Below are 24,863 nucleotides of genomic sequence, written 5' to 3' on the forward strand. Positions count from 1 at the left end.
ATGCCCGATTCATTCCACCCCCCGTCGGCTGCACAATTCATCGGCGCGGATATTGCAGGTCGTGGAAAAAATATTATCTTTGTCGGAAAACGTAACCAAAAACCCCTAAATGCAATGTTCAAAAATCAACCCAAAGGCCTGATTGCCGCCGCGCTGGCCAACACCGGCGAACGCTTCGGCTTCTACACGATGATGGCCATCCTGACGCTCTTCCTCATGTCGAAATTCGGCATCGACGGTGAGCAGGCCGGAAAAATCTATTCGTTCTTCTACACCTCGATTTACATCCTCGCTCTGGTGGGCGGACTCATCGCCGACCGCCTGCGCAACTACAAGGGGACGATTATCGCCGGCATCGTGGTCATGACGCTGGGTTACGCCGTGCTGATGGTACCCACCATCACCTCGAAAACGATGGTCATCGGCGCCCTGATGATTATCGCCTTCGGCAACGGCCTCTTCAAGGGCAACCTCCAGGCACTGGTGGGCCAGCTCTACGACAACGAGAAGTACGCCAAGCTGCGCGATACGGGCTTCCAGATTTTCTACATGTTCATCAACATCGGCGCCATGGTCGCCCCCTTTGCGGCCGTGAGCGTCCGCAACTGGTGGCTGCGCACGCAGGGCTACCTCTACAACTCGGACCTTTCGGCCCTCTGCCACCAGTATCTGGGCGGCACGATGGCTCCCGAGGTGGTTGACGGCCGCTTCAGCGAACTGGCCGCCCAGGTGAGCCTCAACGGCGCCCCGACCGACATGGGTGTCTTCGCCGAGAGCTACCTCAACGCCTTCAACACGGGCTTCCACTACGCCTTCGGCGTGGCCATCGTGGCGCTGCTCTTCTCGCTGGTGGTCTTCGTGGTCAACAAGAAGAAGCTGCCCGACCCCAAGGTTGCCGAGAAGAACCGTCCGACCCCCTCGAAGGCCGAAATCCAGCAGGATGCCCGCGAAATCAAGCAGCGTCTCTACGCGCTGTTCGCCGTCTTCGCCATCGTGATTTTCTTCTGGTTCTCGTTCCACCAGAACGGTCTGACGCTGACGCTCTTCGCTCAGGACTACACGCGTCTTGAAATCTTCGGAATGCCCATCACGGCCGAAATCTTCCAGTCGGCCAACCCCTTCTGCGTGGTCTTCCTCACGCCGCTGGTCATCGCCGTCTTCTCGTGGCTGCGCAACCGCGGCAAGGAGCCCTCGACGCCGATGAAGATTGCCATCGGCATGGGCATTGCCGCCTTCGCATACGTGCTGATGGTCCTCGGTTCGCTGGGTCTTCCCAAACTGGCCGAGGTGCAGGCCCAGGGCGGTCTGGCCGTCGCCGACCGCGTCACGCCGTGGCTGCTTGTGGCCACCTACCTGATTCTGACCATCGCCGAGCTCTTCATCTCGCCGCTGGGTCTGTCGTTCGTCTCGAAGGTGGCTCCCCAGAAGCTGCAGGGTCTGATGCAGGGCTGCTGGCTCGGCGCCACGGCCATCGGCAACGGACTGCTCTTCATCGGTCCGATTCTCTACAAGCGCATCTCCATCTCGGCCACGTGGAGCATCTTCGTGATTGTCTGCGCCATCTCGATGATTGCCATGCTGGCCATGGTCAAGTGGCTCGAGCGGGTGACCAAGTAGCGGGAAACGCACCGCATGCAACGGAAGAGGGGGTGATGCTTCGGCATCACCCCCTCTCTCATATCCGGTCCAACCGGCACCCGAAGCGGAAAGCGCCTCAGACGCGCGAAGGCCTCAGACGCAGCACACGACGGAACGCGGCAAAATGCGGCGGAAAGCGCCCCGCCGGCCGGATTTGTCCGCCTACTCCTTGAGCGCGCTGCGAACCGCCTCGATGGCCCGCGCATAGTCGGGTTCGTGGGTCACCTCGGGCACATACTCGATGTAGCGAATCCGGTCGTCACGGCCGACCACCACCACGCCGCGCGCCAGCAGCCGCAGCCCCGGAAGGACGAATCCGTACTTCATACCGAAGTCGAGACGCTGATAGTCCGACAGCACCTCGACGCGGTCGATGCCCTCGGCCGCGCAGAAACGCTTCTGCGCAAAGGGAAGGTCGACCGAAATCGCCACGATGGTCACCTCGTCACCCAGCGCCGCCGCCTCGCGGTTGAAGCGGATGTTCTGCAGCGAGCAGACGGGGGTGTCGATGGAGGGGAAGACGCTGTAGACACGCACCTTGCCGTGCAGACGCTCCGACGACACGGGCGCCAGGTCCTGACCCATCAATACGAAATCGGGGGCCGCATCGCCCACACGCCGCGGCGTACCCTCCAGCTCGAAGGGCTGCCCTGCGAACAAAACTTTTTCTCCCATAACGTTTTACTGTTTAGTTGTTATCCTTGTCCCGCAGCCCGGTGCGGCACACCGCACCGGAGCCGAAGGGCTCTTTTTCGTTCATACACCGTCCGAGCGGCCCGGCGTCCGCATGTCAGCCATCGGAGACCGCGCCGCGGACCATTCACCGCTGCAAAAGCCGTACCGCCGGCCCGCCCCGGCCACGGCCACAGTCACGGCCACAGTCACGGCCACAGTCACGGAGCGGCACGCCCCACCCTATTGCCGGGCCAGCTCCAGTGCCCGTTCGAGCACCTCGTCACGCCCGGCCTGTAACCCTTCGGCCGTCGGCAGCACCTCGACATCGAGGCGCACACCCACGGTCTGGGGCTGGGTCCCGTCCGGATAGAGGGCGCCGATGCCGGAGAAACTGGTCATCTGACCGGGCAGCGGAATCCAGACAATGGAACCGTTGGCACCCGAGGTCGGCGAGCCGATGGTCAGCGTCTGCGGGCAACTCTGGAACGCCATGGCCTGGAACTCGGGGTTGCTTTGCGTCATCTCGTCGACCAGTAAGATCACCCGTCCTTTGTAGGGCTCGGTGCATCGTGCAGCAACCTCTCCGAAGTCCTCGAACAGCCACTGCTCCTGCCGGTAGAAGAGGCCGGGCAGTGCCAGTGTCTGATAGAGCGCCTGCCTAACAACAACCGACTCGGTGCGCAACGACTGGCCAATCAACGCTATCAGCGCGCCGTCCACTTTCAGCGGGTAGGTGCGCAGGTCGATGATGAGCGCCCGCGTGCGGGGCAGCGTCTGCACGACCTGGGCGAGGTGCTCGCGTGAGAAGGTCCCGGCGTAGATGTAACCCACCGAATCGGCCAGCAGGCGGAAGGGCGGCTGCTCGAGCTGGGCCGGGTCGTAAAGGGGGGAGACGCTGCCATAGGGCACCGTTGCCACGCGGAGCGTGTCGCAGGACCCGGCGCGACGGCGGACCACCTCGGCGGTATCGCGGCGCGTGCAGAGCCCGTAATAACGGAGGGCCTGGCGCAGACTTGCCTCGTTCGACCGCGAGGCATATTCCCGCAGCAGCTCCAGCCGTTCGGAGATAGGCTCCCCATCAATGGCCACCACCTCGTCGCCCCGTTCGAGAACCCCGTCGTCGGAGTGGCCGACAAAGAGGCGCCCTTCGGCCTGGAGCGGCCACACGGGCAGCATCCGCTGTCCGAAGAGCATCTCGATCGGCGCGTAGGCATGGCCGTCGTTGAGCTCGCGAATCAGCCGGAAGTAGAGCCGGGAGAAGCGGACGGGATCCGTCTCGACCCCCATGCGCGGAATGTAACTCGTGAGCACCTCCTCCCAAGGGTGCAGCGTCAGCGAACGGTTCGGAGCATAATATTCGATGACGTTCCACAACCGGAAGAGCGTCAGCAGGTTGAGTCCGCTATCCATCTGCTGGGTCGGATAGGACCTCTCGTTGCGCAACGAAAGGTAGTGATAACCCGGTCCGTTTTCCATTGTTCCCATGCGGAGGTAGAAGTTCTCATCGCGCTCGGCATAACGCAGGTCCTGCAGTAGCTTCGAGAGCTCCCCGCCCAGCAACACGGTGTCGGCCGTCCAACCGAGGTCGGCTGTCTCGACCAGGTCATACGGTGCCAGCGCCTGTTCGCACTCGATCCGGTTGGGGGTGTAATCTCCCAGCGAGCGTACCCAGTCGAGCAGGTGCCGGTTGCGGGTCACCCGGTCGGCATGCACAACCCGGGGCAGCAGGGCAAAGAGGGCGCTGTCGATATCGACGCGGCACAGCGTGTCACAAAAGACCGGATGGTGGTACTTGGCATAGCCCCAGACGCGGCAGAGCGTCTCAAGGTTGCCGGGCACGCGGGGGTCACTCAGGTCGTCGGAGGTCATCGAAAACCCCGAAGAGGCATTCGCCATCTGCTGGGCCTGCACCGGCAGGGCAGCGAGCATCCAAAGGCTGCACAGAAGGAGCAAAAAACGAAGGTTTCTCTTCATGGTCGGAAAATTTGGCTCCCCGAAGGGCACGTTTCAGGTAACAAGATAGTGTTTTTTTCCGACAAACCTCCCGCACCGGCAGAATTCCGCCGGACCAGACCGAACAACGGCGCCCTCCATACCCCGAAAAGGGGATGGAGAGCGCCGCATGAGACCGAAAATCGGCAACTTGCGCCGCATCAAAAACGGGACAGCCGCTAGCGGCGGGAGGCAGCACTCCCCCCCCGGCGCAAGCGGACGGACGGCTACGCGCGCTTGATGCGCTCGACGGCAGCCGCCACGTCGGCATAGAGCCGCTCGAGGTCGATGCCCTCTATCTGCCGCTTCTCGACAACGACGCGGCCGTCGACCACCACCGTCTCGACATCCGACGCCTTGCCGCAGTAGACCAGGTTGCCCACCAGGTCGTGGACGGGCTGCAGGTGGGGCTTCCGGAGGTCGACCACCACCACGTCGGCCAGCGCTCCGGGGCGCAGCACCCCCAGGAGGCCCTCCAGACCGAAGGCGCGGGCGCCGTTGACGGTTGCCATGCGCAACGTCTCGTAGGCCGGCAGCGCGCAGGGGTCGCCCGTATAGGATTTCTGGAGGAAGGATGCCGTGCGCAGCTCCTCCCACATGTCGAGGTCGTTGTTCGAGCAGGTGCCGTCGGTGGCCACCGTCACGCAGGCCCCGGCCTTGCGCAGCCGCTCGACGGGGGCTACGCCGCTCGAGATTTTCATGTTGCTCTGCGGGTTGTGCGAGACGACGACACGCCGCTCGACGAGCGTGCGCAGGTCGTCGTCGGTCAGATGGACGCAGTGCGCGGCGATGAGCCGCTCGTCGAGCAGCCCGAGGTGGTCGAGGTGTTCGACGGGCGTGCAGCCGAAGCGTTCGCCGATGATGCGCACCTCGTCGCGGGTCTCCGCCACGTGGGTCATCATCCGCAGGCCGAGGCGGTCGGCCAACTTGCGGCCCCGCAGCAGGTTCTCGGGCGAGACGGTGTAGGCCGAGTGGGGCGCCACGGCAATCTGCACGCGCAAGCTGCCGGCAGCGGCCGCCGCAGCGCGCTCAATCTGCGGAAAGACTTCGTCGATGTTGCTGTCGAAGTAGTTGCAGCCCAGCATCGCGCGGATGCCCATCCGCTCGGCCACCTCGACGCAGCGGTCCTCGTGGTAGTACATGTCGACGAACGAGGTGACACCCCCGAGCAGCATCTCGACGATGCCCAGCGTCATGCCCAGCGCCACGTCGTCGGCCGTCTGGCGCCCCTCGAAGGGCCAGATGTAGTCGTTGAGCCACTCCATGAGGGCGATGTCGTCGGCGTAGCCCCGCTGAAGCGTCATCGCCGCGTGGCAGTGGGTGTTGACCAGACCCGGCATGACCAGCTTGCCGCGGCAGTCGAAGAGCCGCGCGTCGGGGTGCGCCGCCAGGAACTCGTCGGCGCCGGCATCTCCGGCCTCGACCCGCTCGATGCGGTTGCCGACGATGCCGACCCAGCCCGTGAAGTATTTCGGTGCGTCCGCCTCCACCGTCATGGGCAGCACGGTCGCGTTTCGGAAGAGAATCGATGTCATAAAAAAGATTGTTGCTTAGGTGTTTCGCGCCCGGCCCCGCTGCGGACTTCGGACGACATACCCGGGCGGTTGCGCGTCCGGGTATGGTTGACTGCGCCGGGATGCGGAGGCTCTGTCGCCGCGTGTCCCGACAGAGGGAGCTACTCCTCCTCTTCGTCGTCGTAGGAGCTTCCCTGCACCGTGATGACGGTGCGCCCCTCGGTCGAATTGGAGTAGACCTGGATGACCTTGTAGAAGGTTCCGGGCTCGCTCTTGTAGGGTTCGTAGGTAATCCGAATCACCCCCGTGCCGCCGGGCGGGATGGGGCGCTTCGAATAGCTCGCCTTGAGGCACGAGCACGAGGTGAAGACCCGCGTGACAACGAGCGGCACCGTACCCTCGTTCTCGACGACGAAGTCGTGCACCAAATCGCCGCCGCGGCGCGGCACGCGGCCGAAGTCATAGACCGACTCCTCGAGCCGCAGCAGCGCACCGCCCTGCTGTGCCGAGGCATTCCGCCGTTCGCGGCGCGAGGGGTTTTCCCCCTTTTTCGGGGAGCTCTCCGCCACGGCATCCCGCTGCGAGCGCTCCGCCGCGCCGGCGGTCCGGCCGACGGCCTGTCCCGTTGCCAGGAGCAGGCACCCGATGCATGTCCAAACAAATTTGCGCATAGTGTTTCTCTTTTTCCGGGAGTCCCCTCTGAGGGGCTCCCCTCCGGAGTCTTCTCCGCTTCCGCAGCTCGGCCCGCGGCCTCCGTTGCCGGCGGGTCTGCCTCGTCGGAGGGGCGGCCGCTTATCGGCTCCGCCCCCGCCGGCGGCTACTCCATGCGGAAGACGTAGGTGATTGTGCCGCCCTGCACCGCCGCACGGCTCTCCGTGAAGCGCGCCTTGCGGGCCGCCTCGAGGGCCGCGGCCACCAGTGCCGGGTCGCTTTCGGTCGACCCCTTGGGCTCGTACGAGGCCCCCGTCACATTGCCTTTGGGGCCAACGGTCACGCGAATCACGATTTTACCGCTCTTGTTGCCCGGATAGACGGGCTTGGGCAGCGCCCCCACCAGGCCGCGTCCCTGCAGCCCCTTGTCGAGCTGGTCGAGGCCGTCGACGTCGAGCCCCGGACCCTTGCCGCTCGCCTTGTCCTCGCCCTTCGGAGCGCGGGGATTGCCCGCATTCTCGGGCTCGTCGGCCCCGCCCTTGTTCATCCGGAAGAGCGCCCGGGGGTTGGGTGTCTGCGTCACCTCGTCCTTGCCGCTCACGCGGGCCGTCTGCTCGACGGGAGCCGCCTCGTCGTGCATGCGCGGCTCGGTGGCCCGCCGCACCGGAGGACGCTGCGGCTCGGGCTCGGGAGGCTCCGTGAAGTCGATGACAATCGTATCACCGGGCTTCTCCTCGATATGCCGGAAGTCGAACGACACGAGCGCGAACGCAACGACGAGCAGCAGCGCGTAGCACAGCGCCGCCATCGTCGCCCACCTGCGGGGGGACCGGTCGTTCGGGTCGTAATAATACATCTTCTCTGTTGCGTTTCAAAATCCAGGTCTCCGCCCGGCGGCATGCGCCGCTCCTGCGCAGCGGGCCGCCGCGAAGACCGCCCTCCTAGCGCGGTGTCGTGGCCAGGATGAGCTTGTACTTGTTGTCCTTGGCGATGTTCATCACCTTCACCACCTCGTCGACGGCCACCGTCTTGTCGCAGTGGAGCGATACGGTGGGCTCCTCCTGACCCTCGAGGCGCGTGGAGAGCGCCCGCTCGACCCCTTCGATGGAGCCCACGTCCTGCAGCTCGACGTAGTAGCGGTAGCCGTGGCCCGTGTCCTGAATCGACACGGTGGTCATCGCCTTGTCCTTCAGCTGGTTCGAGCTCTTGGGGAGCATCAGCTTGAGGGCGTTGGGGTTGATGAGCGTCGTGGCTATCAGCAGGAAGAGCAGCAACAGGAACATCAGGTCGGTCATCGACGATGCCGAGAAGCTCTTGTCAACCTTGGAACCGTGTTTGATTGCCATGGCGCACTATTTTTGAACGGGTTGGTTAAGGATGTCCATGAAGGCAATCGAGTTGGCCTCCATCTGGAAGACCAGCTTCTCGATGCGCGCCACCAGGTAGTTGTAGCCGAAGTAGGCCGGGATGCCGACGATGAGGCCCATCACCGTGGTGACCATCGCCACATACATGCCGCTCGAGAGCAGACCGAGGTCCACCGTGCCACCCGCGGCTGACATGTCCATGAAGGTCTGCACCATGCCGAGCACCGTGCCGAGGAAGCCAATCATCGGGGCGCCGCCGGCGATGGTCGCCAGGAAGGGAAGGCCGTTCTCGAGCTTCGAGACCTCGAGGTTGGCCACATTCTCGATGGCCGTCTGCACGTCGCCCATCGGCCGTCCGATGCGCTCGATGCCCTTCTCAATCATGCGGGCAATGGGGGTATCGGTCTTCTTGCAGAGGTTGACCGCCACGGCAATCTTGCCGTCCGAGATATAGTCGCGAATCCGGTTCATGAAGTTCATGTCGAGCACCGAGGCCTTGCGGATGGCGAGGAAACGCTCCACGAAGATGAAAATCGTCACGCCGCCCAGTGCCAGCAGAGGCCACATCAGCCAGCCGCCCTTGGTGAACAGGGTCCACAATCCCATGCGGGTCTCTTCGCTCGCAGCCACCGCTTCGGCAGCCTGTAAAAAAGTCATCATAACGTCGTTTTTTGTTTTTATTTGTTGTTTGAGTTCTCCGTATTGTACTCGTCGTCCGCCGTTGCAAGCGGCTCCGCACCGGCGGCGGCCGCCTCCGGCTGCTCCTGCCCGGCCTGACGCCGGCACTCCCGTTCGGCGCGGCGCTCCTCGCGGCGGGCCCGGCGCTTGCGGTTGATGAAGCGCTCCTTGACCCGCTGGCGGAAGTCGCGGAAGTTGTTGAAATCCTCCTTGAAGTAGACGCCCAGGCCGTACTCCTGCAGACCCTGGTTCTCGTCGAAGCGGTCGATGGTCTGCGTGAAGAGCTTCAGGCGCAAGGCACCCGAGCGGTCGATGAGGTAGGTCACATAGGCCTCGCCCATGAAGTTGGACATGGCGTTGTTGTTGACCGCCTGCTTGTTGTCGATGATGTAGTTGCCCTCCAGCTCGACGAACAGACGGTTGTTGATGAGGCTCTTCGAGAGGCCGAAATCGACCTCGTCGCTCGTCAGCTCCGACTTGGGTCGGTAGCGGATGACCAGGTTGTAGTCGTCGGCCGAGAGCCAGTTGCTGAGCTGGTTGGTCAGGAATTCGAGCCCCGTGGCGGCCGACACCGAGGCGCCCATGTTGCTCCCGGCGGCCGAATTTTCGGCCATGAAGCTGTTGAAGAGCAGCAGGTAGAGGAACTGCATGTCAACCGACTCGGGGGTGCTGAGCGCATTGGCGATGATGCTCTGCATCTCGGGGTCGACACCCGGCACGCGCACGTCGAAGCCGATGGCCGGGTTGGTCAGCCGGTCACCCAGATGGATGACGCACTCGACCGGCACGGAGCGGTCGCCGGCCACGTCGGCCGTACCCTGCAGCAGCGGCTGGAGCGAGGCCTTGACCTTGTAGACGGCATCGATGTCGAGCATCGCGTCGGTCGGCGCTCCGGTCCACTGAATCGTCGAGCCGTTCTCGATGACGAACTTCTTGTTGATGAGGTTCTCGAGCGAGAAGAGGTAGCTTCCCTCCAGAATCGTATAGTCGCCGTACATCTCGAAGATGCCCGAGCGGGGGTTAATCTGCAGGTTGAGCGTACCCTCGCCGCGGGCCCGCACGGCATTGCCCGACACGGTCAGCTCGACCTCGGTGTTGGGGCGCACGTCGAGTGCCAGCGAGATGTTCATCTGTCCCGGCGTGGCGCTCTTCTTGCGCTGCTTGCGCTCGAAGCTCAGCTTCTTGAGCTCGACGGTCGTGAGTGTATCGGTGGCGGCGGGCTCGACGAAGGTGACGAAGTTGGCCGCCGAGATGTTCGACTTGCCCGAAAGGGGCATGAAGAAGGAGGAGCTGCCGGCCGTCGTCGCCGTCACGTCCATGTTGACGCCCAGCTTGTCGCCCCGAATCCGGGCGCGGCCCGAGGCGTAGACCTTGCCGTAGAAGAGGTCGTTGTCGCGGCTCGAGGTGTTGAGCACGAGCATCTGCTCGGGCGTGACGCGCAGGTCGTAGGCGATGTTGGTCACGTGGCCCAAATCGAGGCTGAAGTCGAGCGAGCCGCTGTTGCCCTCGCTGTCGAGCACCGTGGCGTTTTTGGCGCTGAAGAGGCTGTTCTTCACCTCGAGCGTCACGTCGGGCACCGTGTAGGTCACCTGCGTGAAGTCGACCGTGGTCGAGAGCCCCGAGGCGTGAATCGCCCCCGAGAGTTCGCCGTCGCGGCCGCGCCCCGTCAGGACGAGGTCCAGATTGGCCAGACCGCGCGTGCGGGATATGACCCCCGTGAGCACGGGGTCGAGCAGCCCCATGTCGAGGCTGTCGATGCGCATGCGGGCGTAGTAGCGCCGCTGCGAGGGGGCGTAGAAGCCCCTCACGAGCGTGTCGCCCTTGATGCGGTTGGCCACCGTCAGCCCCGCGCGGTTGCGCTGGAAGTCCCACTGCGAGGTCAGCCGCATGGGAGGGGCCGGGATGTCGTTCACCTCGAGGCTGTCGAGCTGGATGTCGGCCGTGAACTGACCGTCGCGCAGCACCGACTTCATCACCGCGAAGCCGTCCGTGCGCCCCTCGACGACGTAGCCCATGCGGTCGGCGAACTGCGTCAGGGGGGCCAGGTCGAAGTTGCGCAGACGGAGCGTGAGCGAGTCGTCGCGGCTGCGCGAGGCGATGCCGTTGAGCGCCAGCACCTGCTCGTCGTTGCGCACGTAGAAGCGGTCGATGACCACGCGCGTGGTGTCGAACTGGATGTTGCGGGCCAGGATGCGCCACATCTTGTCGCCGCGGACGATGCGCGAGGGGAGAATCCTCAGACCGACGACCCGTCCCGAGGGGCCGTGCTCGTCGGCAATCGAGGCGCGGACGCTCAGCTGGCCCGAGAAGCGGCGCGTCGTGTCGGAGAATCCCGTCGAGAGCTGGACGTCGCCCTGCCGCGCGCCGCCCGTCACCGAGAGGTTGGGCAGATGGAGCATGCCGAGGTAGAGGTCCTCGGCCGAGGCGTAGAGCGTGAGCGAGTCACCGCGGTTCGAGGCGTTGACGTTGAGCCGCGTGGCCAGCATGCGGCGCCGCTCGATGTAGTCCGAAGTGGCCCGGAAGGAGAGCTGGTCGCTCGCCGGGTTGAAGAGCAGCTGGAGTTTCGAGCCGTCGGCCACCTGCAGCCCCTCGGAGATGGCGTCCATCACCGGATTGATGTTGCGGATGCTGACCGACAGCAGCGAATAGTCGTTGGCCAGGGCGATTTTCCGCTCGGCGGCGCCTTCGCGCACCCGGGCGTCGTGGAGCATCGGCAGGTAGCGGGCCGCACTCTCGCGCAGGTAGGCGAAGACCTCGCGGTAGCTGGTCTTGCTGCGGAAGGTGGCGTCGGCGAAGTCCGAGCGCAGTTCGACGAACTTGCTCGTGGGCGAGTTCTCGCCCGTCACCGAGACGTTCTTGGCCGTGAGCGACTTGTCGTTGTAGCGGTAGGTGGCGTCGAGCACCTGGATGCGGCCGTTCAGGTCGTCGAGCGAGCGGCCGCCCGCGCGGGCCACCACGCGCGCCGAGAGCTGCGAGATGGAGTCGCGCCGGTTGAGGTGCAGCGCTGCAAGGTCGGCCCTATGGAGCTCCATCACGAAGTCGTAGCGGGGCGTTCCGTCGTTCAGGTCGACCAGTCCGAGGAAGTCGAAGTTGAGGTTGGGGTCGCGCGCGAAGATGCGGCCGTCGAACTCCTTGTTGCGCAGCCGGCCGTCGAGGCGCACGTCGTTGTAGGTGTAGCCCTTGAATTCGAGCTGGGCGATGTTGCCGAGCACCTCGGCGTCGGCAAAGCCGCGGCCGATGGCGCCGTCGACACGGGCCGTGAGGGTCGTGCTGCCCAGCAGCTGCTCCTTGCCCAGCAGCTTGCCGAGGCTGAACGAGCGAACGCGCACGCTGCCCGTCACCTGACGGCGGCCCACACGCAGGGGCTTCATCGCCAGGCGGCCCGAGAGACGCCCCAGCGGCGTGCGGAGCTGCGTGCGGAGGTCGAACAGCGAGAGGGTTCCGCGGAAGCTCCCCGCCAGGTCGATGCGACCCGCGCGGCCGAGCATGGCGACCGTCTGCGGCGGGAGCTCCGTCCGCGCGAAGGAGGCGGCCAGCGTCCTGAGCGAGCGGGCCGAGGTGGCCAGGCGCTGCACGTTGACGTCGAAATGCGTCGAGGCGATGTCGGGAAGCCCCTTGACCGTGGCGCTGCCCATCAGGGTCGTACCCCCGACGTCGAGGCTGCGGATGCGGGTCTGGAAATCGGCAACCGTACCCGAGGCGTCGAGCTCGACGTCCGAAAAGAGCGTCTTCCACTCCCGCAGCTTGGGGGCGAAGTAGGCCAAATCGTCGCTCGAGAGCTTCGAGCGGCGGAAGGCGGCGTCGATTTGCACCGAATCGACGAACCACTTGTAGTCGTTCCACGAGTTGCCCACCAGCGCGATGCGGGGAATCTCAAGCTGCGAGCGGGGCGTTCGGATGGTCGTCTGCTCGAAGCCGATGCAGCCGGTGGTTAGGTAGAACGAACCGGCGAGGTTTTCGATGCGGAAGCCGCTCCGCTCGGTGGCCGAGAGGCTCTCGAAATCGGTATGGATGACCGAGCCGTCGATGGTCAGGTCGCGGGCCACGGTCGCAAGGTCGTAGATGTGCAGGTGCGAGAAGTCGATGCCGTATTCGGGGTTGCGGTGCTCGAGCCGTTCGAGGCAGAACTCCATCCCCTCGATGGCCGCGTCGTGAATCGTCAGTTTGAATTCGCCCTTCTTCTTGCGGTCGGGATTGCTCAGCCGCTCGACCACCTGCTTGATGTTCATCTCGCCGTCGGGCGTCTCGTGCAGGCAGAGCTTCGCCCCCTCGATGCGGGCGCGGCTCAGCACGATGCCCTCGCTGAAGAGGCCGAAGCCCGTGACGAAGGCCTCGGCGCGCCCCGCATAGAGCAGCGTATCGTGCTGGAAATCCTCGACGTAGAAGCCCTGCACGCGCACCCGGCTGAAGAGCCCGATATCCACGCGGTCGATGGCGACCTTCGTTCCGAGCTTCTCGCTGACGAGTGTCACGGCCTTCCGGACCACGAAGTTCTGCACGGCCGGGATGTCGAGCAGCAGCGAGAGCAGCAAAGGCAGAAAGAGCAGCAGCAGAACTGCTGCCGAGAGCACCTTTCCCAATATTTTCATACCTTTGCGCATTGAAAGTCGTTTAATCTGCAAATTTAACTATTTTTGCAATAAAATAACGAAATCAACCAATGGATATTACAATCTTAGGCATCGAATCCTCGTGCGACGACACCTCGGCGGCAGTCATCCGCGGCAACGTGCTGCTGTCGAATGTCATTGCGTCACAAGCCGTTCACATCAAGTACGGAGGCGTGATTCCCGAGCTGGCCTCGCGCGCCCACCAGCAGAACATCGTTCCGGTGGTGGATACGGCGCTCAAGGAGGCCGGCATCACGGCCGACAAGCTCGATGCCATCGCCTTCACGCGCGGCCCCGGCCTGCTGGGTTCGCTGCTCGTGGGCGTTTCGTTCACCAAGGGGCTCTCCATCGCCCACAACATCCCGATGGTGGAGGTCAACCACCTCCAGGGCCACATCCTTTCGCACTTCCTCGACCTGCCGGACCGCAAGCTGCCCCACCCCGACTTCCCATTCCTCTGCCTGCTCGTCAGCGGCGGACACACGCAGATTGTCCGGGTGAACTCCCCGCTCGAGATGGAGATTGTCGGCACGACGATTGACGACGCCGCGGGTGAAGCCTTCGATAAGTGTGCCAAAGTGATGGGACTCCCCTATCCGGGCGGTCCGGTCATCGACCGCCTGGCCAAGGAGGGCGACCCCAAGGCCTTCCGCTTCGCCCGACCCCACGTCGACGGCTTCGACTACTCCTTCTCGGGGCTGAAGACCTCGTTCCTCTACACGCTGCGCGACGCCGTGGCCCAGGACCCCGACTTCATCGAGAAGCACAAGGCCGACCTCTGCGCCTCGCTGCAGAGCACCGTCGTGAGCATCCTGCTCGACAAGCTCGTCAAGGCCGCCCGGGAGTACGACATCCGCGACATCGCCATCGCCGGCGGCGTCTCGGCCAACTCGGGGCTGCGCAACGGGATTGTCGAAGAGGGGCGCAAACGGGGCTGGCGCACCTTCCTGCCCGAGTTCAAGTTCACGACCGACAACGCGGCGATGATTGCCATGGCGGGACTCTACCGCTACCGCGCGGGGCTCTTCTCCTCGCTCGAGGTTTCGCCCGTGGCCCGGCTCGAGGAGCTGCTCTGAGCCGGCAGCCGCTCTACGCAACGGATTCCAAGGACGAAGGCCGCAACCCTTACGGGGGTTGCGGCCTTCGCTCGTCAAGGGGGCGGCACCGGGCCGCCCGCCTAAGGTCAGAATGCCAGAATGGGACGCGCGAAGCAGTCGGCGTCGTACCAGTTGGTCATGCACTCGATGAGCCCCTCGGAGCCGATTTCGAGGATGCATGCCGACTCGCTGTCGTAGGGGGTCGAAGCCCAGAGCGAGCAGAAGGGATGGGTCTCGTCGTCGTTGACCAGCAGGTCGCGCTCCGCCTCGGGAATCTTCGAGAGCGTCTCGTTGAAGCGGGCCATCGCGTCGTAGGAGACCGTCTCCGAGCAGTACCACGTGGCGTCGTACGAGAGCGTCTGCCACTCCTTCATGTAGCGGGCCACCTCATCGCCGCACAGGTTGGCGGCCATGTCCCACAACTGCCCCGTCGAGGGGAGGAACCATCCGCTCGTATGTTCGGGCGCCGGCAGCGAGAAGTCGTTGAGCACACACCCGAAGGCGGGCATCATCTCGTCGAGCGTTTCGCCGTAGTTGTCGCGCACGGTCATCGTCTCGACATAGCCGTTCACGTTGGCATACCACGTCTCGGCCAGCTTGGCGGCATCCAGGCACGAGAACTCCCAGTCCTTCGACCAGTAGGTGGTCATCTTGTCGGCGCCGTGGGCAAAGCGCACGGCCACCACATAGCCGTGGGTATAGCCCGCCGCAACGTCCGAAGCGGCCATGCGTTCGGGGTTGGTCTGGAAGACGATGCCGATGACCTGCTTCCCGGCCACGGGCGCCGGCTTCTCGTCGGCCCAGACGGGATTCAGACCGTCGGCCTCGATGCTGACCAGTCCGCCGTCACTCCACGTGCCGTCGCTGTAGAAGTAGTCGCCCACCTTCGGCTCCGAAGGCTCGGGCTCGGGCTCGGGTTCGGGCTCGGTCACCGTCACCCGACATGCGGCCGAAGATTCACCTACCGAGGCCGTGACGGTCGTCTCGCCTGCACCTACGGCCGTCACCACGCCGGCATCGACAACTGCCACTTCGGGATTGGCCGATGCCCACACGACACTTGCACCGGCCTCCGCCTCGGGCGTCACCTGGGCGGTCAGCGTATGAGTCTCTCCCACGGTCAACTCGATTGCGTTGGCGTCAAGCGCAACCTTGACGCGACTCTCCGTCCGTTCGCCATCCTCCTTGTCACAGGCGCTGAAAGCAAACAGAGCACAGGCCAACAACAGCGGCCTCCACATCACTCGTTTCATAAGCATCGTTGTTTTTTAGATGAATACTCCGGTCGTGAGCTCCGCACCGTCGGGGGCAAGGGGGCGGAACCCGGCCTCTCCGGCCGCGTCGGATTCACGATACCCACTCAAATATACGAAAATCCCGCCAGAATCCGACTGCAGGTTCACAAATTACTGGATAACAGACCATAAAATAGGCCAAACCGCACAACATCCGTACTCGGACGCGTTCCAGGCTGCGACTTTTCGGCAAATTTTTCGGACTTTTCAGCGAAACAGAGGCTACCCGCGCCAAAAAATCCCTACCTTTGCCTCAACGGGACGGAACAAAAGGCGTCCCGCGCCAAACAACCATGAAAGCACTGAAAATCGGAAACCTGCTCGCTCCGCTGCCCATCGTACAGGGCGGCATGGGCGTCGGCATTTCGCTCTCGGGCCTCGCCTCGGCCGTTGCCGAGCAGGGAGGCATCGGCGTCATCTCGTCGGCCGGACTGGGAGCCATCTACAACGACTATTCGAAGGATTACCGCAAGGCCAGCATCTGGGGGCTGAAGGAGGAGCTGCGCAAGGCGCGCGAGCGGACGCGCGGCATCATCGGCGTCAACGTCATGGTGGCCATGTCGAACTTCGCCGACATGGTCCGCACGGCCATTGCCGAGAAGGCCGACATCATCTTCTCGGGTGCGGGGCTGCCGCTCAACCTCCCCTCGTTCCTCACCCAGGGGGCGCGGACCAAGCTGGCCCCCATCGTCTCGTCGGCACGCGCCGCCGGACTGCTCTGCCGCAAGTGGTTCTCGGAGTACCGCTACCTGCCCGACGCGATTGTGGTCGAGGGTCCCAAGGCGGGAGGCCACCTGGGCTACAAGCCCGAACAGCTCGAAGACGAACACTACGCCCTCGAGCAGCTCGTGCCTGAGATTGTGGCCGAGGTGCGCTCCTTCGAGGCGGCACACGAGTGCCGCCACATCCCGGTCATCGCCGGCGGCGGCATCTACACGGGCGAGGACATCTACCGCATCATGGAGCTGGGGGCCGACGGCGTACAGATGGGGACGCGCTTCGTGACCACCGAGGAGTGCGACGCCGCCCGGGAGTTCAAGGAGAGCTACCTCCACGCCCGCAAGGAGGATATCGAAATCATCCAGAGCCCGGTCGGCATGCCGGGCCGGGCCATCCACAACACCTTCCTCGAGCGGGTGAAGCAGGGGCTCAAGCGCCCGCGGGCCTGCCCCTTCGACTGCATCAAGACCTGCGACGTGACGCACAGCCCCTACTGCATCATGCTGGCACTCTACAACGCCTTCAAGGGGCGGCTGCAGAACGGCTACGCCTTCTGCGGGGCCAACGCCTGGCGGGCCGAGAAAATCCAGAGCGTCCGCGAACTCATCGCCTCGCTGCGCAGCGAGTATGAAAGTTTCGCGCTCCGCACCCGCCTCTCCGGCGCCAAGCGGTAGCGGGCACAGCGTTGCCGGTGCCGGTGTTGTCTGGGGCAGCGTTGCCGCCCGGCACGGGCAATCATGACACCGCCACCCGGCACGGACAACCGCGACACGACCGCCCGACGCCAAACGCCGCAGCACGGACGCCCCGGCACGAAGCACCGCAACACGGCTGCCCGACGCGAAACATCGTGCCGCCCGGTGCAAGCCGCGCATCGGCAGGCCGCAAAACAAGAGAAGACCCCGAAGAGTTTATCTTCGGGGCCTTCTCTTTTACAGGCTTTTACCGGCAGCCTTCGCTGCCTTCGGACCGCCCGGACGCACTACTTCGCCCGACGGCGGAGGAAGCACTCGATGGTATTCTCCATCAGGCAGCAGATGGTCATGGGACCCACGCCGCCCGGCACCGGAGTGATGACCGAGGCCTTCGGCTCGATGGCCGCAAAGTCGACGTCGCCGCACAGCTTGCCCGTCTCCGGGTCGCGGTTCACACCCACGTCGATGACCACCGCCCCGTCGGCAACCATGTCGGCCGTCACGAACTTCGGGCGGCCGATGGCCACCACCAGAATCTCCGCCTGGCGCGTCACCTCCGCAAGGTTACGCGTACGGCTGTGGGTCATCGTCACCGTGGCGTTCTCGTCGAGCAGCAGCTTCGAGACGGGAAGACCCACGATGTTGCTGCGGCCGATGACCACGGCCCGCTTCCCCTCGATGGTCACACCGGCCGCCTTGAGCATCTTGATGATGCCCTTCGGGGTGCAGGGAAGCGTGCAGGGCTGCTTCTGCCACAGGGCGGCGACGTTGAGCGGATGGAATCCGTCGACATCCTTCGCCTTGTCGATGGCGGCAATCACCTTGTCCTCGTCGATGTGCTTCGGCAGCGGCAGCTGCACCAGAATGCCGTCCACCTCGTCGTCGGCATTGAGCTGCGCGATGAGCTCCAGCAGCTCCTGCTCCGAGATGGTGTCGGGCTTGCGGATGGTGGTGTTGCGAATCCCCACCTCGGCCGAAGCCTTCGCCTTGCCCTTCACATAGCTCACGCTGCCCGGGTCCTCGCCCACGAGAATCACCACCAGGTGGGGCACCCGTCCATACAATGCGGGAAAGCCCTTCACCTTCTCCGCCATCTCGGCCTTGAGTTGCGCCGAGAGCTCTTTTCCACTAATAATCATACTGTCAATCAGGTTGTTCGTTTGTTGTTGTTCGGTATTCGCATCCGCACGCCGCTACCTCTTGTTGAGCGCCCAGTGGCCGATGTCGGTACGGTGGAAGAGGTTGTCGCACTCGATGCGGGCGACATCCTCGAGCGCATGGCGGCGCGCCTCCGAGAGCGTCGCCCCCTCGCCCACGACGAAGAGCACGCGGCCGCCGGCCGTCACCAGACGGTCGCCCTCCATGCGGGTGCCCATGTGGTAGACCTTGCCCCGCACGCGGTCGAGTCCCTTGATTTCGTGACCCTTCTCGTAGCTGCCCGGGTAGCCCTTCGAGGCGAGCACGATGCCCAGCGTGGCGAAGTCGTGCCACTCGAGCGTCGCATCGCCGCCGTCGGCCACGGCGCAGAAGATGTCGACGATGTCGCTCTTCAGACGCGGCAGCACCACCTCGGTCTCGGGGTCGCCGAAGCGGGCGTTGAACTCGATGACCTTGATGCCCTGCGCCGTCTTCATCAGACCGCCGTAGAGCACGCCCGTGAAGGGACACCCCTCCTCAACCATCGCGTCGGCCGTCCGCTGCATGATGTTGCGCAGCGCGAACTGCTCGTCCTCGGCCGTGATGAAGGGCAGGGGCGAGTAGGCACCCATGCCGCCCGTATTGGGACCCTTGTCGCCGTCGTAGGCGCGCTTGTGGTCCTGAGCCAGCACCATCGGCCACACCTTGCGGCCCGAAACGAAGCACATGAACGAGAACTCGGGGCCTTCGAGGAAATCCTCGACAACGACCTTGCCCTCGCCGAAACGGTCGTCGAGCAGCATCTCGCGCAGCGCCTCGTCGGCCTCCTCCATCGTGGCGGCAATCACCACCCCCTTGCCTGCAGCCAGGCCGTCGTACTTGAGCACGGCCGGCAGCGGACGCGCGGCAACGTAGGCGCGCGCCTCCTCATACTCCGTAAAGGCGCGGAAGCCGGCCGTCGGCACGCAGTATTTGGCCATGAGCCGCTTGGCGAACTCCTTCGAGGATTCGATGCGCGCGGCCGCCTTCGTGGGGCCGAAGATGCGCAGCCCCGCAGCGCGGAAGACGTCGACCACACCGGCCGCCAGCGCCACCTCGGGGCCCACCACCGTGAGCCCGATGCCCTCGCCGGCCGCAAAATCACGCAGCCGCTCGACCTCCGTGTCGCGGATGTCGACGCACTCGGCCACGCGGGCGATGCCGGCATTGCCCGGTGCGCAGTATATCTTTTCGACTTGCGCCGAGCGCGTCAGCGCATCGACGATGGCGTGCTCGCGGCCGCCGCTTCCTATAACCAGTACCTTCATATTGCGAACGGTTGTTGGATTTGTAATGAAACGATACGGGACGGCAGACTTCACGGAGGAGTCCGCCGCCCCGTCTCTGTCCTGTTAATGCTTGAAGTGGCGCTCGCCCGTGAAACACATGGCAATGCCCTTCTTGTTGGCCTTGCTGATGGACTCTCCGTCACGCACCGAGCCGCCCGGCTGGACGATGGCCGTCACGCCGTACTCGGAGGCCAGCGCCACGCAGTCGTCGAAGGGGAAGAAGCCGTCCGAGGCAAGCACCAGACCCTCGGTCACACCGGCCGCACGCGCCTGCTTGAGGGCAATTTCGGCCGAACCGATGCGGTTCATCTGACCGGCGCCCACGCCCAGCGTGCGTCCGTCCTTGACCGCCACGATGGCGTTCGACTTCACATGCTTGACGATGCGCCAGCCGAAGTTCAGGTCCTCCATCTGCTCGGGGGCGGGCTTCGTCTCCGTCACGCACATCGAGGCGTCGACGTGCTTGGTCGTCAGGTCGAGGTCCTGCACCAGCAGACCGCCGTTCACGCTCACATACTGCTTGCGGTCCACCTCGCCGCGCGTCATGTCGACCTCGAGCAGACGCAGGTTCTTCTTCGTGCGGAGCAGCTCGAGGGCCTCGTCGGTGAACGACGGCGCCATGATAATCTCGAGGAAGATGGGCTTCATCAGCTCGGCTGCCTCGAGCGTTACGGGACGGTTCGTCGCCACGATGCCGCCGAAAATCGACACCTTGTCGGCCTCGTAGGCCTTCTTCCACGCCTCGACCACGTCGCGGCCCGTAGCGGCGCCGCAGGGGTTCATGTGCTTCAGACCCACGCAGAAGGGCTCGTCGAACTCACGGACGATGCAGAGCGCCGCATTGGCATCCTGAATGTTGTTGTACGAGAGCTCCTTGCCGTTGAGCTGGCGGGCAAAGGCCAGCGAGTAGGGAACGTGCTTCTCCTCGCGGTAGAACTTGGCCGCCTGGTGGGGATTCTCGCCATAGCGGAGCGACTGCACCAGGTCGAACTCGAGGAAGAGCTTCTCGTTGAGCCCCGCCTGGGCGCGCATGTAGGTGGCAATCATCGTATCGTACTCGGCCGTATGGGTAAAGGCCTTGGCCGAGAGGCGCAGACGCGTTTCGCGGCGCGTCGTACCTTCGGCACGCAGCTCGTCGAGCACCGCAGCATAGTCTGCCGGGTCGCATACGACCGTCACGTCGGCCCAGTTCTTGGCCGCCGAACGCAGCATCGAGGGGCCGCCGATGTCGATGTTCTCGATGGCGTCCTCCATCTTCACGTCGGGTTTGGAGATGGTCTGACGGAAGGGATAGAGGTTGACGCAGACCATGTCGATGAGTTCAATGCCGTTCTCCTTGAGCGCCGCCATGTGCGACGGGTCGTCGCGGCGGGCCAGCAGACCGCCGTGCACCTTGGGATGGAGCGTCTTCACGCGGCCGTCGCAGATTTCCGGGAAACCCGTCACGTCGCTGATGTTGATTACCTCCACACCGCTCTCGCGGAGCAGCTTCATGGTGCCGCCCGTGGCGATGACCTCCCAGCCGAGGCTCCGCAGCCCCCGGGCAAAATCGACCACGCCGGTCTTGTCGCTTACGCTGATTAATGCTCGCATATCTTATTGTTTATCGTTTGTTTGTGTTGGTTGTTCCTGTTTCTTTTCCTCCGCGGCCCCCGCAGCCGGTCCCCGGTCCCGGAGTCCGCCGTCGAGCAGCCGGGCGATGGTCTCGATATAGAGCGGGTGCTCCACACAGTGAATCATCGCCTCGAGTTCCTCCAAATCATGCCCCTCGTAGCCAAAGGCGCGCTGCGCGATGATGCGCCCGCCGTCGAGCGTCGCATCGACCCAGTGAATCGTCACGCCGAAGACCTTGACGCCGTAGTCGAGCGCCTGTTCGATGGCGTGCGCTCCGCGGAAGGAGGGGAGCAGCGAGGGGTGGAGGTTGATGATGCGCCCTTCGTAGGCCCCGAGCAGCGTCGGTCCCACGATGCGCATGTAGCCCGCCAGGCAGACCAGTTCGACGCCCGCCTCGTCGAGCCGCCGCACAATCTCGCGCTCGAAGTCGGCCTTCGAGGCGAACTCGCGGGGGGCAAAGACGTAGCTCTCGACGCCGTGGGCGGCAGCCCGCTCCACGACCGGCGCTCCGGGCCGGTCGCAGACCATCAGCGCCACCTCGGCCTGCAGCTCGCCCGTATCGCACGCCGTGGCGATGGCCTCGAAGTTGGAGCCGTTGCCGCTGGCGAATACCGCAATCCGTCGCTTCATGGCACTAACGGATGACGACCCCTTCGGTGTCGGTCACGCGGCCGATGACCGAGGCCTTCTCGCCTGCGGCCGTCAGGATGTCGATGGCACGCTGCGCCTCCGAAGAGTCGAGGGCAATGACCATGCCGATACCCATGTTGAAGATGTTGAACATCTCGCGATGCGGCACCTTGCCGTACTTCTCGAGGAAGCGGAAGACGGGGAGAATCTCCCACGTGCCCTCCTCGATGTCGAGTCCCTGGCCGTCGTGCAGGATGCGGGGAATGTTCTCGTCGAAGCCGCCGCCCGTGATGTGGCTGATGCCGTGGACATCGCAGTTGCGAATCACCTCGAGCACCTGCTTCACATAGATTTTCGTCGGCGTGAGCAGCACCTCGCCCAGCAGGTTGTGCGACAGCTCGGGGTAGACCTTGTGGAGGTCGAAGCCGTTGTCGGCCACAATCTTGCGCACGAGGCTGAAGCCGTTCGAGTGCACGCCGCTCGAGGCGATGCCCACCAGCACGTCGCCCGCCTTGACCTTCGAGCCGTCGATGAGCTTCGACTTCTCGACCACGCCGACCGTGAAGCCCGCGATGTCGTACTCGCCGGCTGCATACATGCCCGGCATCTCGGCCGTCTCGCCGCCCACCAGAGCGGCACCCGCCTGGCGGCACCCTTCGGCCACGCCCGCTACGATGGCCTCGATTTTACGGGGTTCGTTGTGCCCCACGGCCACATAGTCGAGGAAGAGCAGCGGTTCGGCACCCTGGGCCAGCACGTCGTTGACGCACATCGCCACGGCGTCGATGCCGATTGTGTCGTGTTTGTCCATTTCGAAAGCCAGTTTGAGCTTCGTGCCCACGCCGTCCGTGCCGCTGACCAGCACGGGTTCCTTCACGCCGAGCGACGCCAGGTCGAACATGCCGCCGAAGGCGCCGATATTACCCATCGTACCCGGGCGCGAGGTCGATGCCACATGCTTCTTGATGCGCCGCACCACTTCGTATCCGGCTTCGAGATTCACGCCGGCCTTTTCATAGGATTGAGCCATGAAATTCTATTGTTTTTAAGGTTCTTACTTCAATTCTTCTTATCTGTCTCTGCGAGGCTATTTGCCATCCTTGTTGGCCTCCTCCACACGGCTGTAGAGCGCCGTGGGATAGTGCCCCGTAAAGCAGGCCATGCAGAGCTCCTTGCGGTTGCCGGCCTTGAGCACCGACTCGGGCGAGAGGAAGGAGAGCGAGTCGGCCCCGATTTCGGCGCAGACCTCCGCGCAGTTCTTGCGGGCCGAGATGAGCTCGTCGTAGGTCGAGGTGTCGACCCCGTAGAAGCAGGGGTTCGTCATCGCGGGGCTGGCGATGCGGACATGCACCTCGGTGGCTCCCGCCTGCCGAAGCATCGCCACGATGCGCCGCGAGGTGGTGCCGCGCACAATCGAGTCGTCGACCAACACCACGCGCTTGCCGCGCACGATGGTCCGCACGGCCGAGAGCTTCATCCGCACGCCCTTCTCGCGCAGCTCCTGCGAGGGCTGGATGAAGGTGCGGCCGATGTACTTGTTCTTGATGAGCCCCATCTCGTAGGGCAGTCCGCTCGCCTCGGCATAGCCCATCGCGGCACTGAGGCTCGAATCGGGGACTCCCACCACGATGTCGGCCACGGCGGGCGCCTCGCGGAAGAGCAGACGTCCCGACTCCTTGCGGTAGGCGTGGACGTTGCACCCCTCGATGTCGCTGTCGGGGCGCGCGAAGTAGATGTACTCCATCGCGCACATCTCGTGGCGCTTGTACATCGAGTAGTCGCTGCTGCGAATCCCCTTCTCGTCGATGGTGACGATTTCGCCCGGCTCGACGTCGCGCACGAACTCGGCGCCGATGACGTCGAAGGCGCAGGTCTCGCTGCTGAGCACGTAGCCCTCGCCCAGCCGTCCAATCGAGAGGGGGCGCAGTCCGTACTTGTCGCGGCAGGCATAGATGCGGTTGCCCGTCATAATCAGGAAGGCGAAGGCCCCTTCGAGCATGTTCAGCGCATCGATAATCGAGTAGATGCGCGGACGGTCGTGGTAGCGGGTCTCCTTCTTGATGAGGTGGGCCAGAATCTCGCTGTCGGAGGTCGACTGGAAGAGGCTTCCCTTGTTCTCGAGATACTCGCGCAACAGCTGCGAGTTGACGATGTTGCCGTTGTGCGCCAGGGCGAAGTCGCCCGAGTTGTGGCGGAAGAGGAAGGGCTGGATGTTCTCCGCACCGCCGCCGCCCGTGGTCGCATAGCGCACGTGGCCGATGGCCATGCTGCCGCGCAGGGTGGCGAGCTTCGCCTCGTCGAAGACCTCGGTCACCAGTCCGGCTCCCTTGATGCGGCGGAAGTTCTTCCCGGCGTCGACGGCCACGATGCCGGCGCCCTCCTGCCCGCGGTGCTGCAGGGCGTGGAGTCCGTAGTAGGTCAGCGAGGCCGCATTGGGCACCCCGTAGACACCGAAGACGCCGCACTCCTCGTGCAACTCGCGCTCTTGAATCTTCTCTATCATGTCAGGCACAGATTTTTTTCAGTCGGTTGAGAATCTCCTCATAGGCCTCGCGCACACGGCCCAGGTCGCGGCGGAAGCGGTCCTTGTCCAGACGCTCGCCGGTCGTCATGTCCCACAGGCGGCAGGTGTCGGGCGAAATCTCGTCGGCCAGGATAATCCGCCCGTCGGAGGTGCGGCCGAACTCGATTTTGAAATCGACGAGGGTGATGTTGATGCGGGCGAAGAGCTTCTTCAAAACCTCGTTGATGCGGGCCGTCATCCGGTAGATGCGGTCCAGCTCCTCGTAGGTCACCAGCCCCAGCGCCACGGCGTGGTGGTCGTTGATGAGCGGGTCGCCCAGCTCGTCGCGCTTGTAGCAGATGTCGTAAATCACGTTCGACGGCCGCGTCCCCTCCTCGATGCCGAGCCGCTGCGCCATCGACCCTGCGATGACGTTGCGGACGATGACCTCGAGCGGGATAATCTCGACGCGGCGGCACAGCTGCTCGCGTTCGTTGAGCGTGCGGACGTAGTGGGTCTCGACCCCCGCCCGGGCGAGCTGCTCGAAGATGAGTGCCGAGATGGCGTTGTTCAGAATGCCCTTGTTCACGATGGTGGCCTTCTTGATGTTGTTGAACGCCGTAGCCGCATCCGTATAGTGGATGATGACATACTCCGGGTCGTCCGTGCTGAACACCTGCTTGGCCTTGCCGTCGTAAAACTTTTCGAGCTTTTGCATG

Annotated in this window: 19 protein-coding genes; 3 read left to right on the forward strand and 16 right to left on the reverse strand. The window is 64.3% G+C overall.

Features of this window, described 5'->3' with window-relative positions; genetic code table 11:
- Positions 1 to 114 precede the first annotated feature (114 nt).
- Positions 115 to 1,617, forward strand: a complete 1,503-nt coding sequence (locus tag B5F90_RS03955; protein ID WP_087361410.1) for a peptide MFS transporter — start codon at positions 115 to 117, stop codon at positions 1,615 to 1,617.
- 183 nt (positions 1,618 to 1,800) lie between these two features.
- Here the strand turns inward: B5F90_RS03955 and tpx are convergent, their stop codons facing one another.
- From tpx to B5F90_RS03995, 8 genes are all read right to left on the reverse strand, one after another.
- On the reverse strand, positions 1,801 to 2,313 hold the full coding sequence (tpx, locus tag B5F90_RS03960) for a thiol peroxidase (RefSeq protein ID WP_087361412.1): 513 nt from the start codon (positions 2,311 to 2,313) through the stop codon (positions 1,801 to 1,803).
- A gap of 240 nt (positions 2,314 to 2,553) precedes the next feature.
- Positions 2,554 to 4,287 (reverse strand): S41 family peptidase, encoded by a 1,734-nt coding sequence (locus B5F90_RS03965; protein WP_087361414.1) that lies wholly within the window; start codon positions 4,285 to 4,287, stop codon positions 2,554 to 2,556.
- Between the two features lie 245 nt (positions 4,288 to 4,532).
- Positions 4,533 to 5,840: an amidohydrolase gene (locus B5F90_RS03970; RefSeq protein WP_087361416.1), complete on the reverse strand. Its 1,308-nt coding sequence runs from the start codon at positions 5,838 to 5,840 to the stop codon at positions 4,533 to 4,535.
- Between the two features lie 140 nt (positions 5,841 to 5,980).
- Positions 5,981 to 6,490, reverse strand: a complete 510-nt coding sequence (locus tag B5F90_RS03975) for a DUF1573 domain-containing protein (RefSeq protein ID WP_087361418.1) — start codon at positions 6,488 to 6,490, stop codon at positions 5,981 to 5,983.
- 146 nt (positions 6,491 to 6,636) lie between these two features.
- Positions 6,637 to 7,326 (reverse strand): TonB family protein, encoded by a 690-nt coding sequence (locus tag B5F90_RS03980; RefSeq protein WP_087361420.1) that lies wholly within the window; start codon positions 7,324 to 7,326, stop codon positions 6,637 to 6,639.
- Positions 7,327 to 7,411: 85 nt separating this feature from the next.
- Positions 7,412 to 7,816 carry a biopolymer transporter ExbD gene (locus tag B5F90_RS03985; RefSeq protein WP_087361421.1) on the reverse strand — a complete coding sequence of 135 codons (405 nt, stop codon included), beginning with the start codon at positions 7,814 to 7,816 and terminating at the stop codon, positions 7,412 to 7,414.
- A gap of 6 nt (positions 7,817 to 7,822) precedes the next feature.
- Complete coding sequence (locus B5F90_RS03990; RefSeq protein ID WP_087361423.1) at positions 7,823 to 8,497, reverse strand: MotA/TolQ/ExbB proton channel family protein; 675 nt, start codon at positions 8,495 to 8,497, stop codon at positions 7,823 to 7,825.
- A gap of 17 nt (positions 8,498 to 8,514) precedes the next feature.
- Complete coding sequence (locus B5F90_RS03995) at positions 8,515 to 13,104, reverse strand: translocation/assembly module TamB domain-containing protein (protein WP_239307739.1); 4,590 nt, start codon at positions 13,102 to 13,104, stop codon at positions 8,515 to 8,517.
- A 71-nt stretch (positions 13,105 to 13,175) separates the two neighbouring features.
- On the opposite strand from B5F90_RS03995, the gene tsaD reads away from it, so the two are divergent.
- On the forward strand, positions 13,176 to 14,201 hold the full coding sequence (gene tsaD, locus B5F90_RS04000) for a tRNA (adenosine(37)-N6)-threonylcarbamoyltransferase complex transferase subunit TsaD (protein ID WP_087361427.1): 1,026 nt from the start codon (positions 13,176 to 13,178) through the stop codon (positions 14,199 to 14,201).
- 107 nt (positions 14,202 to 14,308) lie between these two features.
- Here the strand turns inward: tsaD and B5F90_RS04005 are convergent, their stop codons facing one another.
- Entirely contained in the window at positions 14,309 to 15,475 is a 1,167-nt protein-coding gene (locus B5F90_RS04005; protein ID WP_162607743.1) for an Ig-like domain-containing protein, read from the reverse strand.
- Between the two features lie 335 nt (positions 15,476 to 15,810).
- Here B5F90_RS04005 and B5F90_RS04010 point away from each other — a divergent pair, with 335 nt between their 5' ends.
- On the forward strand, positions 15,811 to 16,911 hold the full coding sequence (locus tag B5F90_RS04010) for a nitronate monooxygenase (protein WP_087361431.1): 1,101 nt from the start codon (positions 15,811 to 15,813) through the stop codon (positions 16,909 to 16,911).
- A 308-nt stretch (positions 16,912 to 17,219) separates the two neighbouring features.
- Here B5F90_RS04010 and folD read toward each other — a convergent pair whose 3' ends face one another.
- The 7 genes from folD to purC form a co-directional block, all read right to left on the reverse strand.
- Positions 17,220 to 18,071: a bifunctional methylenetetrahydrofolate dehydrogenase/methenyltetrahydrofolate cyclohydrolase FolD gene (gene folD, locus B5F90_RS04015; protein WP_087361432.1), complete on the reverse strand. Its 852-nt coding sequence runs from the start codon at positions 18,069 to 18,071 to the stop codon at positions 17,220 to 17,222.
- 54 nt (positions 18,072 to 18,125) lie between these two features.
- Entirely contained in the window at positions 18,126 to 19,376 is a 1,251-nt protein-coding gene (purD, locus tag B5F90_RS04020) for a phosphoribosylamine--glycine ligase (RefSeq protein WP_087361434.1), read from the reverse strand.
- 84 nt (positions 19,377 to 19,460) lie between these two features.
- Positions 19,461 to 20,990, reverse strand: coding sequence for a bifunctional phosphoribosylaminoimidazolecarboxamide formyltransferase/IMP cyclohydrolase (purH, locus tag B5F90_RS04025; protein ID WP_087361436.1), 1,530 nt, complete (start codon positions 20,988 to 20,990; stop codon positions 19,461 to 19,463).
- Positions 20,991 to 20,993: 3 nt separating this feature from the next.
- Positions 20,994 to 21,641: a phosphoribosylglycinamide formyltransferase gene (purN, locus tag B5F90_RS04030; RefSeq protein WP_087361438.1), complete on the reverse strand. Its 648-nt coding sequence runs from the start codon at positions 21,639 to 21,641 to the stop codon at positions 20,994 to 20,996.
- A gap of 4 nt (positions 21,642 to 21,645) precedes the next feature.
- Positions 21,646 to 22,671, reverse strand: coding sequence for a phosphoribosylformylglycinamidine cyclo-ligase (gene purM, locus B5F90_RS04035; protein ID WP_087361440.1), 1,026 nt, complete (start codon positions 22,669 to 22,671; stop codon positions 21,646 to 21,648).
- A 57-nt stretch (positions 22,672 to 22,728) separates the two neighbouring features.
- A complete protein-coding gene (gene purF / locus B5F90_RS04040; protein ID WP_087361442.1) occupies positions 22,729 to 24,144 on the reverse strand; it encodes an amidophosphoribosyltransferase in 1,416 nt (471 codons plus the stop codon).
- 1 nt (position 24,145) lies between these two features.
- The gene (purC, locus tag B5F90_RS04045; RefSeq protein ID WP_087361444.1) at positions 24,146 to 24,862 is read right to left on the reverse strand and encodes a phosphoribosylaminoimidazolesuccinocarboxamide synthase; all 717 of its coding nucleotides are present in this window, start codon (positions 24,860 to 24,862) and stop codon (positions 24,146 to 24,148) included.
- Position 24,863 lies beyond the last annotated feature (1 nt).

This window comes from Alistipes sp. An31A, assembly GCF_002159425.1.
Lineage (GTDB): Bacteria > Bacteroidota > Bacteroidia > Bacteroidales > Rikenellaceae > Alistipes > Alistipes excrementigallinarum.

Bases quoted from the DNA above. Each gene is read 5' to 3' on its own strand.
- purF (WP_087361442.1), bottom strand. From the start codon at position 24,144: ATGATAGAGAAGATTCAAGAGCGCGAGTTGCACGAGGAGTGCGGCGTC.
- purN (WP_087361438.1), bottom strand. From the start codon at position 21,641: ATGAAGCGACGGATTGCGGTATTCGCCAGCGGCAACGGCTCCAACTTC.
- purM (WP_087361440.1), bottom strand. From the start codon at position 22,671: ATGGCTCAATCCTATGAAAAGGCCGGCGTGAATCTCGAAGCCGGATAC.
- folD (WP_087361432.1), bottom strand. From the start codon at position 18,071: ATGATTATTAGTGGAAAAGAGCTCTCGGCGCAACTCAAGGCCGAGATG.
- purC (WP_087361444.1), bottom strand. From the start codon at position 24,862: ATGCAAAAGCTCGAAAAGTTTTACGACGGCAAGGCCAAGCAGGTGTTC.
- B5F90_RS03970 (WP_087361416.1), bottom strand. From the start codon at position 5,840: ATGACATCGATTCTCTTCCGAAACGCGACCGTGCTGCCCATGACGGTG.
- B5F90_RS03995 (WP_239307739.1), bottom strand. From the start codon at position 13,104: ATGAAAATATTGGGAAAGGTGCTCTCGGCAGCAGTTCTGCTGCTGCTC.
- purD (WP_087361434.1), bottom strand. From the start codon at position 19,376: ATGAAGGTACTGGTTATAGGAAGCGGCGGCCGCGAGCACGCCATCGTC.
- tpx (WP_087361412.1), bottom strand. From the start codon at position 2,313: ATGGGAGAAAAAGTTTTGTTCGCAGGGCAGCCCTTCGAGCTGGAGGGT.
- B5F90_RS03975 (WP_087361418.1), bottom strand. From the start codon at position 6,490: ATGCGCAAATTTGTTTGGACATGCATCGGGTGCCTGCTCCTGGCAACG.
- B5F90_RS03985 (WP_087361421.1), bottom strand. From the start codon at position 7,816: ATGGCAATCAAACACGGTTCCAAGGTTGACAAGAGCTTCTCGGCATCG.
- tsaD (WP_087361427.1), top strand. From the start codon at position 13,176: ATGGATATTACAATCTTAGGCATCGAATCCTCGTGCGACGACACCTCG.
- B5F90_RS03980 (WP_087361420.1), bottom strand. From the start codon at position 7,326: ATGTATTATTACGACCCGAACGACCGGTCCCCCCGCAGGTGGGCGACG.
- B5F90_RS03990 (WP_087361423.1), bottom strand. From the start codon at position 8,497: ATGATGACTTTTTTACAGGCTGCCGAAGCGGTGGCTGCGAGCGAAGAG.
- B5F90_RS04010 (WP_087361431.1), top strand. From the start codon at position 15,811: ATGAAAGCACTGAAAATCGGAAACCTGCTCGCTCCGCTGCCCATCGTA.
- B5F90_RS04005 (WP_162607743.1), bottom strand. From the start codon at position 15,475: ATGAAACGAGTGATGTGGAGGCCGCTGTTGTTGGCCTGTGCTCTGTTT.
- purH (WP_087361436.1), bottom strand. From the start codon at position 20,990: ATGCGAGCATTAATCAGCGTAAGCGACAAGACCGGCGTGGTCGATTTT.
- B5F90_RS03965 (WP_087361414.1), bottom strand. From the start codon at position 4,287: ATGAAGAGAAACCTTCGTTTTTTGCTCCTTCTGTGCAGCCTTTGGATG.
- B5F90_RS03955 (WP_087361410.1), top strand. From the start codon at position 115: ATGTTCAAAAATCAACCCAAAGGCCTGATTGCCGCCGCGCTGGCCAAC.